Origin of the sequence: Marinovum algicola (genome assembly GCF_900109145.1) — a bacterium.
Taxonomy (GTDB): Bacteria; Pseudomonadota; Alphaproteobacteria; order Rhodobacterales; family Rhodobacteraceae; genus Marinovum; species Marinovum algicola.
This window is the reverse complement of the sequence record NZ_FNYY01000004.1, coordinates 263,953-283,167: the sequence shown is the minus strand read 5'-3', so window position 1 is coordinate 283,167 and position 19,215 is coordinate 263,953. Positions and strand designations below refer to the sequence as shown.

Sequence of the window (19,215 nt, the reverse complement as noted above, 5' to 3'; positions counted from 1 at the left end):
TTTTCTGCGCTGCATCATCGTTTGGCCACAGTTGCATGTATAGTCTGGATGCAGAACTTATTCGAACAAGAGGCCCTGCCGTGCCACCTGAGGCTTCTTTCGACCTGACCGTCGTCATTCCCGCACATGACGAGGCGGCCTGGATTCGGGCCTGCCTCGCCGCGGTTCTGGCGTCACGTGGGCCGATGCGGGCGCAGGTCGTGGTTGTGGCCAACGGCTGCCGGGACGCGACCGCCGATCTGGCGCGCGCGATGGGGCCCGGCTTTGACGCCCGAGGCTGGCGGCTCGACGTGCTGGAACTGGCCGAGGGCAGCAAGATCGCGGCGCTCAATGCCGGCGACGCGATTGCCGCGGCGCCGGTGCGTGCTTATCTCGATGCGGATGTGACGGTTTACGAGGACGTTTTGGGACAATTGGCAGAGCATCTGAGCGGCCCCGTGCCGGCCTATGGCAGTGGCACGCTGGAGATTGTCCAGCCGCGCAGCGCCGTCTCGCGGGCCTATGCCCGGGTTTATCGTCAGGTGCCCTTCATCGCCCGGGGCGTGCCGGGCTGCGGATTGTTCGCGGTGAACGCCGCGGGGCGCGCGCGCTGGGCCGACTGGCCGCCGATCATCTCTGACGACACCTTTGCCAGGCTGCATTTCAGCGCGGCCGAACGCCATGCCGTGCCGGGCCGCTATCGCTGGCCGCTGGTCGAGGGGTGGCGCGCGCTGGTGCGGGTGCGGCGGCGGCAGAACATCGGCGTGACTGAGATACGGCGGTTGTATCCGGCGCTGGCCGCCAATGACGAAAAACCGCCGCTGGGCGCCGCCGGCAAGCTGCGCCTGGCGCTGAACGATCCGGCGGGGTTTGCCGTCTATGCCGGCGTCGCCCTGGCCACCCGTCTTGGCACCGACAAGGGCTGGAGCCGGGGCCGATGATCGCGGTGATGCAGATATTCCGCGGCAGCTCGCTGACGGCCCGGGCGCTGCGTTCGGCGCTGTTCACCCTGGGCGGGTTCGGCAGCGCGCAATTGATCCGGCTGGCCTCGAACCTGATCCTGACACGGCTGCTGTTTCCCGAGGCTTTCGGCATGATGGCCCTGACGATGGTGTTTCTTCAGGGTTTGCAGATGTTTTCCGATGTCGGCGTCGCCCCCGCGATCCAGCAGAGCAAGCGCGGCGACGATGCCGATTTCCTCGACACCGCCTGGACCATCCAGGTGGTGCGCGGTTTCTGTCTCTGGCTGGCCGCCTGCGCTCTGGCCTGGCCGGTGTCGCAGATCTACGGCGAGCCGATGCTGCTGTTGCTCTTGCCCGCCATGGGGCTGACCCTGATCGTGCAGGGCTTCAACCCGACCAAGATGGAAACCGCCAACCGGCATCTGATGCTGGGTCGGGTGACGCTTCTGGATATCGCGACCCAGGTGATCGGCATCGTCACCGCGGTGGCGCTGGCCTTCTGGCTGCGCTCGGTCTGGGCGCTGGTCGTCTCGGGGCTGCTTTCGGCCCTGGTCCAGCTCTGGCTCAACACCGCCTTTCTGCCCGGGCGCCGCAACCACCTGCGCTGGGAAAAGCCGGCGGCGCAGGAGTTGATCCATTTCGGCAAATGGATCTTCCTGTCGACACTGGTGGGCTTTCTCTATCATCAGGGCGACAAGATCATCCTTGGCCGCTATCTGCCGATCGATCAGTTCGGCGTCTACAATATCGGCTTTTTCCTGGCCTCCTTTCCGATGCTGCTGGGGCTGATGATCACCCGCAAGGTGCTGATCCCGATCTATCGCGAAACCCCGCCTGGCGCCGATCCGGCGAATTTTGCCAAGCTGCGCAAGATGCGGGGTCTGGTCTCGACCGGGCTGATGGCGCTTCAGGCGGTGTTTGCCGCCTCGGGTGTCTGGCTTGTCGACCTGCTTTACGACCCGCGTTATGCTCTGGCCGGGCCGGTCGCCGTGGTGATCGCCATCGCGCAGATTCCGCTGATCGCGGCGCTGACCTATGACCAGGCTGCCGTAGCCGCAGGCGACAGCCGGCGTTTTTTCTTGCTTCAGGCGACGCGGGCCTGCCTGATGGTGACAGGACTGCTGGCCGGGCTGCAATTCGGCGGCTTGCTTGGGGCGCTGGCCGGGCAGGGGATCGCGATGATCGCGGTCTATCCGATGGTGGTGCGGCTGGCGCGCAAGATGCAGGCCTGGGATCCGCTGCATGACATGGTCTTTGCCGCTGTCGGTGTGGGGATCGCGCTGGGCGCCTGGATGATCAATGGCGACGCGATCCTGCGGCTGATGCCCGGGGTGATGCCGGCGGCACTGCCATGAGCGACAAGGGGAGGAAAACGCGATGACGCTTCAACCGGAAGGCGCCGCAATTTTACCTCAATTTGACTGTACCTCCGGGAGCCGGGGGCAAACGGGATTACCGGATGTCTGTTGATTACGACCTCGCATCCATAAGCGAGACTGATATTGCCATTGTCGGCATGGCCGCGCGCCTGCCCGGCGCCGCATCTGTCGATGCCTTCTGGGACAACCTGCGCAGCGGACGGTCCTCGATCACGCGGCTGAGCGACGCGGCGCTGCGCGAGGCCGGCGAAAGCCCGGGCCTGCTGCGCCATCGCAACTACGTGCCCTTTGCCGCGCCGCTCGACGGGTTCGCCGATTTCGACGCCGAGTTCTTTGGCCTGTCGCCCAAGGACGCGGCGATCATGGATCCGCAGCATCGCCAGTTCCTCGAATGCGCCTGGGAGGCGCTGGAAACCGCCGGCCGCATCCCGGAGCCAGACAGCGGCCCGGTGGGGGTTTTTGCCGGTTGCGGCATGGGCAGCTATTTCTACTTCAATCTCTGTTCCAACCCCGATCTGGTGGATCAGACCGGCATGTTCCTGCTGCGCCATACCGGCAATGACAAGGATTTCATGGCCACCCGCCTGAGCCATATCCTCGATCTCAAGGGCCCCTCGCTCAATCTCCAGACCGCCTGTTCCACCTCGCTGGTGGCGACACATTACGCCGCCCAGTCGCTGATCAACGGCGAATGCGACATGGCGCTGGCCGGCGGCGCCACGATCGAGCTGCCGCAAGGCCGGGGGTATCTCTACAAGGAAAACGAGATCCTCTCTCCCGACGGGCAATGCCATGCCTTCGATCACCGGGCGCAGGGCACGGTCTTCGGCTCGGGCGTCGGCGTGGTTGTGCTGCGGCGGCTCAAGGATGCGCTGGCCGAGGGCGACCCGATCTGGGCCGTGATCAAGGGCTCTGCGGTCAACAACGACGGCGCCGCCAAGGCCGGCTACCTTGCGCCTTCGGTCGAGGGTCAGGCGGCGGCGATTGCCGAGGCGCAGGCAATGGCCGGGGTCAGCGCCGAGACCGTCGATTACGTCGAATGCCACGGCACCGGCACCTATCTGGGCGATCCCATCGAGGTGGCCGCCTTGACCCAGGCCTTCGAGGAAACCACCGACGAAACCGGCTTTTGCCGCATCGGATCGGTCAAGACCAACATCGGCCATCTGGATACCGCCGCCGGTGTGGCGAGCCTGATCAAGACCTCGTTGGCGCTGCACCACCGGGAAATTCCGCCGAGCCTCGGCTATGAGGCGCCCAACCCGTCGATCGATTTCGAAAACTCTCCGTTCCGCGTCAACGACCGCCTCTCGCCGTGGCAGAGCCACAAGGGTCCGCGCCGCGCCGGGGTCAATTCGCTGGGGGTCGGCGGCACCAACGCGCATCTGGTGGTGGAAGAAGCGCCCGAGCGTCCGGCCTCGGAGGAAAGCGACTGGCCGTTTCAGATCCTCACCGTCACCGGCCGCAGCAAGGCCGCGGTCGAGGCCAATGCCCGGCGCCTGGCCGCGCATCTGCGCGCCCACCCCGAGCAGACCCTGGCCGATGTGGCCTATACCCTGGAAACCGGCCGGCGCAAGTTCGAGCACCGCCGGGTACTGGTGGCCGAAAGCCACGACCAGGCCGCCGACCTGCTGGAAACGCTCGATCCGCGCCGGGTCTTTGCCCATAGTGCGCTCGATGCCACGCCCGAGGTGGTGTTCATGTTCCCCGGCGGCGGGGCGCAATATGCCGGCATGGCACGCGATCTCTACGAGACCGAGCCGGTCTTTGCCGACTGGATCGACCGCGGGCTGGCGATCCTTCAGCCGAAGCTCGACTACGACATCCGCGCGCTCTGGTTGCCGCGCGCGCAGGACCGGGCCACGGCCGACCAGCGGCTGACACGGCCTTCGGTGCAATTGCCGCTGATCATGATCGTCGAATACGCGCTGGCCAGGCTCTGGCAGAGCTGGGGCGTCACGCCGGCCGCGCTGGTCGGCCATTCGATGGGCGAAAACACCGCCGCCTGCCTCGCCGGGGTGATGTCCTTCGAGGATTGCATCGGTCTCGTCCATCTGCGCGGTCGGCTGTTCGACAGCGTGCCAGAGGGCGGCATGCTCTCGGTCTCGCTCTCGGCCGAGGCGTTGTCGCCCTACCTTGGCGCGGATCTCGACCTTGCTTCGGTCAACGCGCCCGAGCTTGCCGTCGCCTCCGGCCCGCAGGCGGCGCTCGAGGCCTTGCAGGCGCGGCTGACGGCAGAGGGCATCGACTGTCAGCGGGTCGCCATCGACATTGCGGCCCATTCCGCCATGCTCGACCCGATCCTCGACGACTTCCGCGCCTATCTGAAAGGCATTGCGCTGCATCCGCCGCAGATCCCGATCATCTCCAACCGCTCCGGCCAGCCGCTCACCGACAAAGAGGCCACCGACCCCGACTATTGGGTCGGCCATCTTCGGAACACCGTGCGGTTCGCCGATTGCATCGGCACGCTGGCGCAGGGCCAGCCCCGGGTCTTTCTCGAAGTCGGACCGGGCAAGGCGCTGGCCTCGCTGGCCCGTCTGCATCCCGATCTGCCGGCCAACCAGGTGCTGGGCACATTGCGCCATCCCGAAGACAGCATCGAGGATGACGCCTATTTCCTTGCCGCGCTCGGCCGTCTCTCGGCGCTGGGGGTCGCGGTCGACTGGGCGCAGATCTGGGGCGAGGCGCGGCGCAACCGCGTGGTACTGCCGACCTATGCCTTCCAGCATCAGACCTATTACATCGAACCGGGGCAGGTACGCGAGAGCGGGGCCGAGCGTTTCCTCACCCGCTCGGACGAGATCGACACCTGGGCCAGCCGCATGGCCTGGGTGCCGGGACTGGCGGCCTGCGAGGTGGATGTCGAGGCCGAACTGCATCTGACCGCGCCGGAAACCTGGCTGATGTTCATGGATGACGCCGGCCTGGCGCGGCGCACCGCCGAGCGGCTGCGCGCCGCCAATCACACCGTGATCGAGGTCTGGCCCGGCGATGCCTTTGCCCGCTCGGACGACAGCGCTTACGTGCTGGCGCCGGAACGCGGCCGCGAGGGGTATGACCTCCTGATCCGCGATCTGATGGCGCGCGGCATGGTGCCGGGCCGGGTGGCGCATTTCTGGCTGGTCACCCGCGACGAGAGCCACCGCCCCGGCTCGTCCTATTTTCACCGGGTGCAGGAGCACGGGTTCTATTCGCTGCTGTTTCTCGCGCAGGCCATCGAAGAGGAAAACTTGCCCAAGCCGCTGCACATCACCGCGCTGACCAATGGCGCGGCCCGGGTGCGGCAAGAGGCGCTGCGCTGGCCCGAGAAATCGACGCTTGCCGGCCCGCTCCGGGTGATCCCGCGCGAGTTGCCCGGCGTGACCACCGCCATGATCGATCTCGAGCTGCCCGAGGGCCGCGGCAGCAAGGACCGGCTCGACGCGCTGGCCCTGCATGTGCTCGAAGACCTGCTGGCGCCGCCGACGACCGCCGAAGCCGCGCTGCGCGGCGCGCGGCGCTTTGTCCGCGCCCCCCGGGCCCTGCCGCTCGCGGCCGCGCCGGCGCCGCAGATCCGGGACGGCGGCAGCTACCTCATCACCGGCGGCTTTGGTGGCATCGGCCTCAGCATCGCCCGTCGCCTGGTGGCCGAGGGCGCGCGCCATATCGTTCTGGTGTCGCGCGGCGCACTGCCGGCACGCGACACCTGGGACCGGTATCGCAAGAGCCACGGGCCACAGGACGCCACCGCTCGCCGGATCGAGGCGGTGCTGGCGCTCGAGGCGCAGGGCGCCGAGGTTCTGCTGGCCGAGGCCGACGTCAGCAACCTGCAACAGATGCAGGCCGTGGCCGCCGATGCCCGCGCCCGGTTTGGCGCGCTTCATGGCGTGATCCATGCCGCCGGCGTGGTCGATGACGCGCTGCTGCTGACCAAGACGCAGATCGGCATCGAAAACGTTCTGACGCCGAAGATCCACGGCACCAAGGTGCTGGCCGAGGTCTTTCCCGACGGCACGCTCGACTGGCTGGTGCTGTTTTCTTCCAGCTCCACCGTCACCGCCCCGGCCGGTCAGGTGGATTACGTCGCCGCCAATGAATACCTCAACGCCTTTGCCCAAGCCCGCCGCGACGGCAAGACCCGGGTGCTGGCGCTCAACTGGGGCATCTGGTCCGAGGTCGGCATGGCGGCCCAGGCCGTGGCGGAACGCACCGGCGATCTGCCGGAGCCGCCGCGCGAACCGGTCGGCCTGCCGCTGCTCGACATTGCCACCTTTGACGACACCGGTGCGCGGCTCTTCGAGGCGAGCTGGCGGCCCGCCGAACGCTGGGCGCTCGATGAACACCGCACCCGCGACGGCCAGGCGCTGCTGCCCGGCACCGGCTATCTCGAGCTGGCCGCCGAGGCGCTGGCGGCGCAGGGCGAGACCGGGCCTTTCGCGATCCGCGACCTGACCTTCCTGCGGCCGCTTTATACCCCCGACGGCGCCGAAACCGAGGTGCGCCTCTACCTGCGCCGCTCCGACGCCGGCTATGCCATGCAGGTGCGCAGCGCCATTCGCCACGAGGGCCGCACCGGCTGGCAGCTTCATGCCGAGGCCGAGCTTGCGCTCCGGCCGCAGCCCGCGCCGCCGCCGATCGACCTGGCCGCCATTCGCGCGCGCTGCGAGGGCGGGCATTTCAGCGATATCCCGCTGCGGTCGGCGCAGGAGATGCATCTTGATTTCGGGCCCCGCTGGCGGGTGCTGCGGGCCACGGCGCTGGGCGCGGGCGAGGGCATCGCCGATCTTGTGCTGCCGCCCGAGGCGCAGGAGGATGGCGCGCCGCTGCACCCGGCGCTGATGGATATTGCCACCGGCTGGGCGATGGAGCTGATCGCGGGCTACGACCGGGCGGCGCTCTGGGTGCCGATGTCCTATGGCCAGGTCCAGGTCTTTGGCCCGCTGCCGGAGCGGTTGGTGAGCTGGGTGCGCAACGCCGGGGCGAACAGGGCCACCGATCCCGTCGCCCGGTTCGACATTACCCTGACCGACGCGCAGGGCCATGTCTGCGCCGTCATCCAGGGCTTTTCGATCAAGCGGCTCGACGCCGGCGGGTTGGCCGCGGCGCCCCGGCCCACCGCCGCCGATCTGCGCTTTGACCGGGCGCAGGACATCCAGCCGCTGTCGCCGGCCGAGGAACGCCTGCACCACAATCTGAGCCAGGGCATCCGCCCCGACGAGGGCGCCGAGGCCTTTCTGCGCGCCCTGGCGACCGATCTGCCGCAGCTGGTGGTCTCGTCGCTCGACCTGCCGGCGCTGATCTCTCAGGCGAGTGAGACCGGCGCGCCGCAAGGCGCGGGCCAGCAGTTCGAGCGCCCCGACCTCGACACCGATTTCGTGCCGCCGGAGACCGATATCGAACGCACGCTCGCAGGTTTCTGGCAAGAGCTTCTGGGGGTCAGCGAGATCGGGGCCGAGGACAATTTCTTCGATCTCGGCGGTCACAGCCTGATCGCCGTGCGGCTGTTCGCGATGATCAAGAAGACCTATCGCACCGAATTCCCGATCTCGGTGCTGTTCGAGGCGCCCACCATCCGCGCCTGCGCCGCGCTGATCGAGGCCCGCGTCGGCCCGCAGGAGGGCACGACAGCGCCTCAGCGGACCGAAGAGGACCAGCGCCGCTTTACCCATGTGGTGCCGATGCATGAAGGCGAGGGCAGCGACCGCACGCCGTTCTTCCTTGTCGCCGGCATGTTCGGCAATGTGCTCAACCTGCGCCATCTTGCCAATCTGATCGGCAGCGACCGGCCCTTCTATGGCCTTCAGGCGCGGGGACTTTATGGCGACGACCAGCCGCACCGCGATATCCGCGAGGCCGCCCGCGACTACATCGCCGAGCTGCGGCAGGTACAGCCGCGGGGCCCCTATCTGCTTGGCGGGTTCTCCGGCGGCGGCATCACCGCCTACGAGATGGCCCATCAGCTCGAGGCGGCGGGCGAGGAGGTGGCGCTTGTGGTCATGCTCGACACGCCCCTGCCGGTGCGCCGCAAGCTGACATTGAAGGACCGCGCGCTGATTCAGGTACAGGAGCTGCGGCGCGGCGGCGTGACCTATCCGCTGCGCTGGGCGGCGCGGCGCATCCGCTGGGAGTTCGACAAGCGGCGGCGCCCTGTGGCCGAGGCGGCGCCGGAGCACCAGTTCCACAATGCCGCCATCGAGGCGGCGTTCTACGAGGCCATCGCCCGCTATCCGCTGCGCGGCTGGACCGGAAATCTGCACCTGTTCCGGCCGCCGCTGCGGGGCAAGTGGCAGGTGTCGGGCGGGCGCCTGGTGGATGCCGACCGGGCCTATGTGCTGCCCGACAACGACTGGACGAGCCGGGTGCCGGGCCTCCAGGTCGAAGAGGTGCCGGGCACCCATGATTCCATGGTGCTGGAGCCCAATGTCCGCGTCCTTGCCGCCCGCATCCGCGCCGCGATCGAGGCGGCGGAAACGCCGACCCCTGTGTTTGTCCCGAGTGAGAAAGCGGCGGAGTGACCATGAGCCAAGCGCGCCTGTTGTGTATCCTGTTGAATTATCGCACCGCCGAGCTGTGCCGCCGGGCTGCGCGCACGGCGGTGACGGCGTTGCAGGGGCTCGATGCCGAGCTGCTGATCATCGACAATGACAGCGGCGATGGCTCTTTCGAGCAGTTGACCGCCTTCGTCGCCGCCGAGGGCTGGCCGCAGGTCCGGGTGATCTCGGCCGGGCGCAACGGCGGTTTTGGCGCCGGCAACAACCACGGCATGCGCGCCGGTCGCGACGATGGCCAGCCGGCCGATTACATCTATATCCTCAATCCCGATGCCTTCCCCGAACCCGAGGCGATCCGGGTGCTGGCCGATTGGCTCGACAGCCATCCCGAGACCGGTATCGCCGGCAGCCTGATCCGGAGCGAGACCGGCGCACAGGAATATACCGCCTTCCGCTTTCCCTCGATTGCCGGCGAATTCGAACATTCGGTGCGCTTCGGCCCGGTCAGCCGTCTGCTGCACAAGGCCCGCGTGCCGATCGATCTGCCGGACCGGCCGCAGCCGGTCGACTGGCTGGCCGGGGCCTCGATGATGCTGCGCCGCGAGATGCTCGACCGGATCGGGCTGTTCGACGAGACGTTCTTTCTGTATTTCGAGGAAACCGATCTCTGCCTGCGCGCCGCGCGCGACGGCTGGCAGACGGTCTATCTGCCCGAAAGCCGCGTCACCCATATCGGTTCGGTCTCGACCGGCATGAAGTGCTGGGACCGGGTGCCGCGGTATTGGCTGGATAGCCGGCTGCATTATTTCACCAAGTCCCACGGCGGCGCCTATGCCGCGCTGGCCACGCTGACCCATGCCACCGGCGGGCTGATGTGGCGTCTGCGCAAGGTTCTGCAACGCAAACCCGACGCCGATCCGCCGCATTTTCTGCGCGATCTGGTGGCACATCATGTCCGTGCGCTGCTGTCCCGGTCCGAACGCCGCGCCACGCCGCAACCCGCCAGGAGGCTGCCATGAGTGCATTCACCGCCATCGTCGTCGGAAACGACACGCTCACCCGCGCCTGCGCCGAACAGATGCTGGACCGGGGCCATGCCATTGCCGCGCTTGTCACCCGGTTGCCGGAGCTGCGGGCCTGGGCCGAAGCGCAGGGGGTGCGGGTCGAGACGCCGGGGAAGGATCTGCCGGCCCGGCTGGAGGGGCTGGCCTGCGACTGGCTGCTCTCGATTGCCAATCTGGATGTCTTGCCGGCCGAAGTGCCGGCGCTGGCCCGCCGCGGCGCGGTGAATTTTCACGACGGCCCACTGCCGCGTCATGCCGGTCTGAACGCGCCGGTCTGGGCGCTGCTGGCAGGTGAGGCGCACCATGGCATCACCTGGCACATGATCGCGGGCGGCATCGACGAGGGCGATATCCTGGTGACGCGCGAGATCGCGCTGGCCGCGGACGAGACCGCCCTGAGCCTCAACCTGAAATGTTATGCCGCCGGGGTCGAGAGCTTCCCCGCGCTGCTGGATCAACTGGCCGGCACGCCACAGCGTCAGCCGCAGGATTTGAGCCAGCGCAGCTATCACGGGCGGACCGCCCGGCCCGAAGCCATGGGCCTGCTGCAATTCGACCGGCCGGCGGACAGGGTGGCGCGGATGGTTCGGGCGCTGGATCACGGCGATTATCCCAACCCGCTCTGCACTGCAAAGGTCAGGATCGCGGGCGAGGCCTTTGCGGTTGGCCGGGCCCAGCCCGTCGCGGGGCAGGGGGCGCCGGGCGAGGTGCTGGCGGTGGCCGAGGCCCTGACCGTCGCCTGTGGCCAAGGCGCGGTGCGGCTGGCCGGGCTGCGGCGGATGGACGGCAGCTTTCCCGAGATCACGGCGCTTGCGAAGCCCGGCGACAGGTTGGCCCCTGTCGCGCCCGAAGAGGTGCAGGCGCTGACCGGTTTTGCCGAGGCGCTGGCCCCGGCCGAACCTTTCTGGCGCCGCGCCTTCGCCGGTTTCACGCCCGCGACCCTCGCCGGCGGTGGGCAGGGCGCCAGTGGCACCGAAGAGATCGCTTTCGACTGGCCGGAGGCGCTCGACCTGCAACAGAAGGCCGATCTTGTCCGGCACTGGGCGGCCCAGGCCAGCGGCATGCCCGACGCCGGGATTGCGCTGGTGCATGCCGGGCTTGAGACGCGCGGCGGATTGGCCCTGCCCTGGGTACCGTTCCAGCGCGGCGATGACATCGCGCGGCTGCAAACAAGGCCCGCCGTGCCCGCCGATCTGGCGCTGCGCAGTCCGGAGATCCCGGCGCTGCGCCTGCCGGATGTGGCCTTTGCGCTGGACGTCCCCTCCGAGGCTCCGCTCACCGTCACCGCCGCCGGCAGGCTGGTCTTTGACCGCGCCCGGATCAGCCCCGCGATGGGCCGCATCCTCGCCGACCGTCTCGCCGCCATGGCCGAGGCCCGTATCCAGGGCGCGGCGCTGCCCGACATGCCGCCCGCCGAGCGCGATCTGGTGCTGTACGGCTGGAACCGGACCCAAGCCGATCATGACCGCAGCCTGACGATGCAGACCGCCTTTGAGGCGCAGGTCGCCCGCACGCCCGAGGCCACGGCGCTGGTGGTCGGCCGCGAAGAGATGAGCTACGCCGCGCTCAATGCCCGCGCCAATCGCGTCGCGCATGTACTGCGTGGCATGGGGGTCGGCCCCGGCACGCTGGTCGGGCTCTGTACCGCGCGCAACATCCATCTGGTGGTTGGCGCGCTGGCGATCCTCAAGGCCGGCGGCGCCTATGTGCCGATGGACCCCACCTATCCCGCCGACCGGCTCGCGCTCTACCTCGAAGACAGCGGCGCGCCGGTTGTGCTGACGGAACAGGCGCTGAAGGACCAACTGCCCGAGAGCGCCGCCCATGTGCTCACCCTGGACGCCGCTCCGGAGATCGAGACCGCGCCTTCGGACGACCCCGCGCCGCAGGCCAGCCCCGAGGATCTCGCCTATCTGATCTATACCTCCGGCTCCACCGGCCGGCCAAAGGGTGTCATGGTGGAACATCGCAATGTGGTGAACTTCTTTGCCGGCATGGATACCCGGATCGGCCGCGAGACGCCGGGCACATGGCTGGCGCTGACCTCGCTCAGCTTCGACATCTCGGTGCTGGAATTGTTCTATTCGCTGGCGCGCGGTTACAAGCTGGTGCTGGTCAACGAGGAACAGAAGCTCGAGACCACCCAGCCGGGCGAGGGCATGGACTTCAGCCTCTACTACTGGGGCAACGACGATGGCGTCGGCCGCGACAAATATCGCTCGCTTCTGGAAGGCGCGAAATTCGCCGATCAGAACGGCTTTTGCGCGGTCTGGACGCCGGAACGGCATTTCCACGCCTTCGGCGGGCCTTATCCCAACCCTTCGGTCACCGGCGCCGCCGTCGCGGGTGTCACGCAAAACATCGCCGTGCGCGCCGGCAGCTGTGTCGCGCCGCTGCATCATACCGCCCGGATCGCCGAGGAATGGGCGGTGATCGACAACCTCACCAATGGCCGCGCCGGGATGGCGATTGCCAGCGGTTGGCAGCCCGACGATTTCGTGCTGCGCCCCGAGAACACGCCGCCCGAGAACAAGCCCGCCATGCTGCGCCAGATCGAAGAGCTGCGCCGGCTCTGGGCCGGCGAGGCGGTGGAATATCCCAAGGCGGACGGTACCCTGCATGCGGTGGTGACGCAGCCGCGACCGGTGTCGAAAAAGCTGCCGATCTGGGTGACGACGGCAGGCAACCCGGCGACCTGGAAAGAGGCCGGCAAGATCGGTGCCAATGTGCTGACCCACCTGCTGGGCCAGACGGTCGAGGAAGTGGCGGGCAAGATCGCGCTCTACCATGACGCGCTACGCGAGGCCGGGCATGATCCTGCGGAATTCACCGTCACGCTGATGTTGCACAGCTATGTCGCCGAAACCCGCGAGGCCGCGCGCGAGGTGGCCCGCGAGCCGATGAAGGACTACCTGCGCTCGGCCGCCGGGCTGATCAAGCAATATGCCTGGGCCTTTCCTGCCTTCAAGCGGCCCGAGGGGGCCAAGAACGCCTTCGACCTCTCGCTCGACGGGCTCACCGAGGAAGAGATGGACGCGATCCTCGATTTCGCCTTTCAGCGCTATTTCGAGGACTCGGGGCTTTTTGGCACGGTCGAGGATGCGGTGGCGCGGGTCGAGAGCCTGAAAGAGATCGGCGTGACCGAGGTGGCCTGCCTGATCGACTATGGCATTGATGTCGACACCGTGTTGGCCGGGCTGAACCCGCTGGCCGAGGTGCTGCGGCGCTGCAATGCCGGGGTCGAGCGCGATTATTCCATTGCGGCGCAGATTGCCCGCCATGGCGTGACCCATCTGCAATGCACCCCTTCGACGATGCGTCTGTTGCTGTTGTCGCCGGAGACCCGCAAGGCGCTGGCCCAGGTCGAGCGGATCATGCTTGGCGGCGAGCCGCTGGCCGGGGCGCTGGTGGACGAGCTTCACGGGCTCACCGACGCCCGGATCGAGAACATGTACGGGCCGACCGAAACGACGATCTGGTCGTCCACCGGCCCGGCCCGTGGCGGCGAAGCGATCTGTGGCATCGGCACGCCGATTGCCAATACGCAGCTTTATATACTTGATAACAAAGGAAACCCCGCGCCGGTTGGCGTTACCGGCACGCTTCATATCGGCGGCGAGGGGGTGACCCGCGGGTATTGGCAGCGCGCCGGGCTGACAGCGGAACGCTTTGTCGCGACCCCCTTTGCCGACGGTCGCCTCTACGACACCGGCGATCTGGCGCGCTGGCAGGCGGATGGCACGGTGGATTTCCTCGGCCGCGCCGACACCCAGGTCAAACTGCGCGGCTATCGGATCGAACTCGGCGAGATCGAGGCCCGGCTCGAGGCGATGGAAGGCGTGACGCAGGCGGTTGTGGTGGTGCAGGACGGCCAGACGCTGGTGGCCTTCCACGATGGCCCGGCCCCGGCGGGTGCGCTGCGCCGGGCGCTGGCGGAGGCGGTGCCGGGGTACATGGTGCCGTCGCGGTTCGAACATCTGGCGGAATTCCCCCTGACACCCAACCGCAAGGTCGACCGCAAGGCATTGGCCACGCGCGCACCGGCCGCCGCCCCTGCCGCCCCGGCCAAGGCGCCGCCGCCTGCGGCCGGTGCCGATGCAACGGCGGTTCAGGCGCAGGTGGCCGAGGTCTGGCAAAGGGTGTTGGGGCTGGGCGAGATCCCGGCGCAGGGCAACTTCTTCGACCTGGGCGGTCATTCGCTTCTGGCGGTGCAGGCGCATCGCGAGCTGCGCAACGAGCTGGGGCTGACACGGCTCAGCATCGCCGATGTCTTTGGCTACCCGACCCTGACCGGCCTGGCGGCGCGCATTGCCGAAATCGGCGGCGCGAAACCGGCGGCCAGACCACGGCCCGAGCCGCAGCGGGCGCCGCCGCCGGCCAATGGGCAGACCGAGCCGCGCAGCGAAGCGCCCCTGCCGGAGCACCCCGGTGCCGCGGCGCGGAAAGAAGCGATGGCCCGGCGTCGCGAGATGCGTGCGCGGCGGCAGGCGGGGTAAGCGCCTCCGGCCGCTGGCAGAACCGTGATGAGGCCGGTAATCACTTGGATTGTTTATGAAAAAGCCTGTCAGGAAACGGAGTGTTTCCGGAATTCCAGGCTGAAGTAGTGGCGAATTTAGGACAATTCGCCTAGATTGCAGATGGGGCAAATCACCGGGGCCTTCTGCCGACCTGTTTCGGCAGGCGCGGCCGGCTCGGTCAGGTGAACTGCCCCCCGCGGGGGCGCGTGTTGGAGCTAGAAGATGAACCAGTTGGGATCGTTTGCCGATCTGAGAAACGTGCTGCGCCGGCGGCTGCCCCTGATCATGTTGATCACGCTTGTGGGCTGTGCGCTGTCGATCCATTTCGCCCTGAGACAGCCCAAGGTCTACGAGGCGATTGCCGTCGCCCAGATCGAGGATGCCACCATCATCGACAGCCGCACCGGCCGCACCGATGCCGCCCATCGGCTGACGCTGATCGAACAGCGGATGATGGCCCGCGACAACGTGATCGAGATCATCGAGGATTTCGGCCTCTATGCCGATGAGGAAGACTCGATCGGCTACAAGGTGGCGCTGTTCCGCGAGGCTACCTCGATCATTCCGGTGATGGACAGCACCCAGCCCTGGCTGACCAACGGCAGCCCCACCGGCCTGACCATCCGCGTCGCCATGTCCGATCCGGAACAGGCGGCGGATGTGGCCAACGAGCTTTTGGCACGGGTGGTCGATCAGGGCCGCTCGCAACAGGAGACCCAGACCGAACAGGCGCTTGTGTTCTTCAGCGGCGAGGAACAGCGGCTCACGGCCGAGATCATCGCGCTCGAAGAGCGGCTGGCCCGGTTCAAGCAGGAGAATGCCGACAGCCTGCCGTCGGTGATTACCGGCCAGCGCAGCCGGCTCGACACCCTGCGGCAGACCGAGCTCGATATCGAACGCGACATCATTCAGCTTCAGACCAGCGCGCGGCGGTCGCGTGAAGGCGTGCTCGAGGCGCAGATCGCCCAGCTCGCCGAGCAGCGCCGGCTGGTGCAGGAGCGCATCGCCGTGGTCGAGGCGGCGCTGAGCAACAGCCCGCAGGTCGAGCAGGAGCTGAACGCGCTCGATCGTGAGCTGACCCAGCTGCGCGATCAGCTGAGCCAGATCACCGCCAGCAAGGTCAAGGCCGAGACCGATCGGACCTTGCAGCAGCAAAAACAGACCGAGCGGTTCGAGGTACTGGAAACCGCGCTGGTGCCCGAATACCCGGTGTCACGCAGCCGCAAGAAGACGGCGTTCATGGGCGGCGTGGCCAGCATCGTCTTTGGTGTCGGCCTGGCTCTGATCCTCGAGATCATGAACCCCGCGATCCGCAACGCGACCCAGCTTGAACGCGCGCTTGGCATTCAGACGGTGGTGTCGATCCCGGTCGTCCAGACGCAGCGCGAACAGCGAATGCGCAATGTCATGATCCTGGGGTGGCTGTTGGGGATGCTGGCGCTGGTCCCGGCGGCGCTGCGGGTGATCAACGACCGATGGCCCAATATCAACCCTTTTGACACGGGCGAACGCCAGGCGGCCCGGCTCTGACCCCCAGCCCCGCGCGGCGCGGTCTCAGTAGCTGTAGATCTGCGCTGCCTCGCCTTCGGAGCGGTTGAGCACGACGCCAAGCAGCGGCGTCTCGGTGCCGAGCCTGCGCTCGACATCGCGGACCTGCTGCGGCTTGGTGATGCCGCCGCCGACAACGAGGATGATGCCGTCGAACAGCGGCCGCGCGGCCAGCACATCGTCATTGACCAGCGCCGGCGGCATATCGAACAGCACCACATCGGGCGCAAGCGCCACTTCCATCCCGCTCAGCACCGCGGCAGTGTCGGGGTCTTGCAGCAATTCCGCGGCATAGGGTTCACGCCGGGCATTGACGCCGAAAGCCACCTGATCGCCGATCTTGAAGTCGTTTTCCGCCGGGCGGCGCAGCAGATCGCCGAGCGGCAGGTTGCCGCGCAGAAAGGCCGGAAGGTCTGGCGCATCGGGGATATTCAGAACCTTGTCGAGCGTCGGGTGACGCATGTCGAGATCCAGCAGAACCGAGCGGCAATTGCTCTGCCGCGACAGCGAAATCGCCAGGTTGGCGGCGAGGAAGGTCTTGCCGCAGCCTTCGGTGGGCGAGGTGATGGCGACGCGGGTCCAGCCATTTTCGCGCAGCGCCCGCAGGAGCTTGGTGCGCAAGACGTCAAAGGCCGAATGCACCGGGTCTTCGCGGGTGGCGGTGATGATGCGATTGCGCTCGAGCTTGCGGGCATTGACGTGAAAGCTCGGCAGCGCCGCCCAGGCCCCGGGTTCTCCGCGTTTGCGGCGGGGGGGCGGGGCGGGCTCCGTTGGCTGATCGGGCTCCGGCGCCTCAACGGCAGGGGCCGGGGCCGGCTCTGGTGCGGGCTCTCGCGGCGCGACGGCGGGCCGCGCGTCTTTCGCGGGCGCTCTGGGCTTGGCCTCGGGCGAGGGCGCCGCTTCAGATGTACGCTCTGCCTCGGATCTGACGTCCGCCGGTGTGGGTGTTTCCGGTGGCGTCAGCTCTTCCGGCTCCAGCGGCGTTTCGCGTTCGGGCGCCAGGTGGATCGGCCCGGTCAGCGCCGGTTTCGGCGCCGGTCCTCCGGCCTCGCGCGATGCGCGTTTCTTCCTCGTCCAGCGTTTTTCCATGATCAATCGCTCTTGCCCCGGCGGGGTCCGATGTGTCCCGCCTTGTCACTCTCCGGCAGCAAACACCGAAAATCAGGCAGAAATAAGCCTATTCCTTGGACCTTCTCAGAAACCAAAGAGGTTGGCCCCGGTGATTGCCTTGTCCACGAACCTCGCACGGTCGGCCTCGGGCTGCCAGCCCAGCAGGCGCTTGGGCTTGGCATTGTCGAAAGGCGAGAGATGCGCCCGGCTCTTCCAGTCGCGCAACGAGGCGCGGAGTGCGTCCCGGCTACCCAGGGCATGCCGTTTCAGCCGGTATTTCACTGCATCCGCCGCCCAGAACAGGTGCAGATTGCCTGGCTTCACCGCGATCCGCGCGCCGGTGGCCTGATGGATCGCGTCGAAATAATCGCGCGCGCTCATCATCGGCTCACCCACCAGGGTAAAATCTTCGCCCACCGCCTCGGGGTGTTCGCCCATGGCGATCAGCCCGTCGCAGACGTCGTCGATCAGCACGAAGGGCAGGATATTGTGCCCCTTGCCCCAGATCCGCACCGCGCCGGCGCCATGCCAGCGCCCGATCCCCCAGTGCTGCAAGGGTCCGCCGGGGCCGACGACGATACCGGGCCGGGCGATGGTGACCGGCAGGCCGCTGTCGCGATGCATCTGCATCAGCCGGCGTTCGCATTCCGCCTTGGACCGGGCGTAGAGGTTGCGGTCTGCCATGTCGGCGCCAAAGCCGGTGGTCTCGGTGATCGTCTGGCCCGGATCGGACATGTCATACGAGGCGATGGTGCCGGTATAGACCAGCCGCTTGACCCCCGCCGCCTGCGCCGCCTCGGCCACGCGCAGGGCGACACCCACGTCGTTCTCGAGCGCGGCCGCCCAGGTGGTTTCGAGCGCGCGGGCGAGGTTGTAGACCACTTCGATCCCTTCCATCGCCGCCCGCAGCCCGGCGTCATCCTTGAGCGAAACCGCCACCGTCTCGACCTGATCCGGCAGGTCGTCAAATGGCCCGTCACGCCCGCGCGACAGCACCCGCACATCGGTGCCCCGCGCCACCAGCGCCCGGGTCAGGTGTCGGCCGATAAAGCCGGTGCCGCCGATCACCAGCGCCTTGGGCTGCGGATCGCGGGTTCTGGCGGGCAGATTCGGGCCGGCCAGTGCGGGCAGCCTGTCCAGCGTCTCATCGATCGCCCGGGTCACCGTCAGCGCGGCTTCGGGGCCAAAGCGTGCATCCACCGGCGTGCCGCTTTCGGCGGTGGCATAAAAGGCCCGCACAAGGCCCTGAAACGACAGCGCATAAGGTTGCTTGCGGTTCAGCGACAGCAACTGCCGCGTGCCGTTCACCATACCTTCGCGCAGCGCCTGACCGGCGAGACCCATCTGCCGCAGAAAGGGGTTGGCGACGATATCGGCGGTGTTGTCGCGGCTCACCTGCAACGTGTCATTGGCGTAATCCAGCCGCGCCATGGCAGAGGAACCCCGGATCGTGACCGAGCGGTCATCCATGATCTCGACCAGCGAGATGTTGAACGCCAGATCCACCGCGCCGGCCCGCGCCAGTATCCGCCAGACCTGCGGTCTCTCGCCCATGCCGGGCAATGCTACCGGCTTGGCGACATCGAGAAACACCACCTCGACCGGGCCAAAGAGATCGACGGCGAAAGCGAAGAGATGCGGCCCCAGCTCCTTGAGCAGATTGCCCGGCTCGCGCAGCAGCCAGAGGCCGTATGGTCCCGAGCGCAGTGGCGGCAGCGGGAAATGCCAGTTGATCTCGGCCTGTGCCACGCGGCCCAGCGCACCGGAGCGGAGCATGGATTTCAGACGCGCATAGGTCGGCACGCCGAGGAAATTGTGGCCGGCGGCCAGGATCTTGCCCGAGGTCTCGGCCGCCCGCGCCATCTCTTCCATTTCCGGTACCGAAAGCGCGACCGGCTTTTCCACCAGGCAATGCAGCCCGCCCTCCAGGCATTGCACCGCCAGCGAGGTGTGCAGCTGCGGCGGGGTGCAGATATGTACGGCGTCGACCACGCCCGCCGCGATCATCTCGTCCACCGAGGTGAAGACCTGCGCGCCATGTGCTGCCGCCAGCGCGCCTGCCGCATCGGCCGAAAGATCGCAGACAGCCGTCAGCCTGGCCGCGCCGGTCATCTTTACTGCATCCGCATGCCAATCCGCGATGTAGCCCGCGCCGATAATACCTGTTCTCAAAACCATTACGT

Annotated in this window: 8 protein-coding genes; 6 read left to right on the top strand and 2 right to left on the bottom strand. The window is 67.7% G+C overall.

Annotated features, from left to right (window positions below; all coding sequences use genetic code 11):
* The first annotated feature begins 80 nt into the window (after positions 1 to 80).
* The 6 genes from BMW90_RS08500 (at position 81) to BMW90_RS08475 (ending at position 15,904) form a co-directional block, all read left to right on the top strand.
* The gene (locus BMW90_RS08500) at positions 81 to 920 is read left to right on the top strand and encodes a glycosyltransferase family 2 protein (RefSeq protein WP_244526462.1); all 840 of its coding nucleotides are present in this window, start codon (positions 81 to 83) and stop codon (positions 918 to 920) included.
* Between the two features lie 8 nt (positions 921 to 928).
* Positions 929 to 2,296: an oligosaccharide flippase family protein gene (locus BMW90_RS08495; protein ID WP_244526461.1), complete on the top strand. Its 1,368-nt coding sequence runs from the start codon at positions 929 to 931 to the stop codon at positions 2,294 to 2,296.
* A 104-nt stretch (positions 2,297 to 2,400) separates the two neighbouring features.
* Positions 2,401 to 8,817 (top strand): type I polyketide synthase, encoded by a 6,417-nt coding sequence (locus BMW90_RS08490; RefSeq protein ID WP_074836078.1) that lies wholly within the window; start codon positions 2,401 to 2,403, stop codon positions 8,815 to 8,817.
* Positions 8,818 to 8,819: 2 nt separating this feature from the next.
* Positions 8,820 to 9,812: a glycosyltransferase family 2 protein gene (locus BMW90_RS08485; RefSeq protein WP_074836077.1), complete on the top strand. Its 993-nt coding sequence runs from the start codon at positions 8,820 to 8,822 to the stop codon at positions 9,810 to 9,812.
* Positions 9,809 to 14,353 (top strand): MupA/Atu3671 family FMN-dependent luciferase-like monooxygenase, encoded by a 4,545-nt coding sequence (locus tag BMW90_RS08480; RefSeq protein WP_074836075.1) that lies wholly within the window; start codon positions 9,809 to 9,811, stop codon positions 14,351 to 14,353. The genes BMW90_RS08485 and BMW90_RS08480 overlap by 4 nt, the downstream gene beginning before the upstream one ends.
* Before the next feature lie 243 nt (positions 14,354 to 14,596).
* Positions 14,597 to 15,904, top strand: coding sequence for a GumC family protein (locus tag BMW90_RS08475; protein WP_074836074.1), 1,308 nt, complete (start codon positions 14,597 to 14,599; stop codon positions 15,902 to 15,904).
* 24 nt (positions 15,905 to 15,928) lie between these two features.
* On the opposite strand, the gene BMW90_RS08470 is transcribed toward BMW90_RS08475, so the two are convergent.
* Positions 15,929 to 17,011, bottom strand: a complete 1,083-nt coding sequence (locus BMW90_RS08470; RefSeq protein ID WP_083415999.1) for a CpsD/CapB family tyrosine-protein kinase — start codon at positions 17,009 to 17,011, stop codon at positions 15,929 to 15,931.
* 105 nt (positions 17,012 to 17,116) lie between these two features.
* Positions 17,117 to 19,210, bottom strand: a complete 2,094-nt coding sequence (locus tag BMW90_RS08465; RefSeq protein WP_074836072.1) for an NAD-dependent epimerase/dehydratase family protein — start codon at positions 19,208 to 19,210, stop codon at positions 17,117 to 17,119.
* Positions 19,211 to 19,215 lie beyond the last annotated feature (5 nt).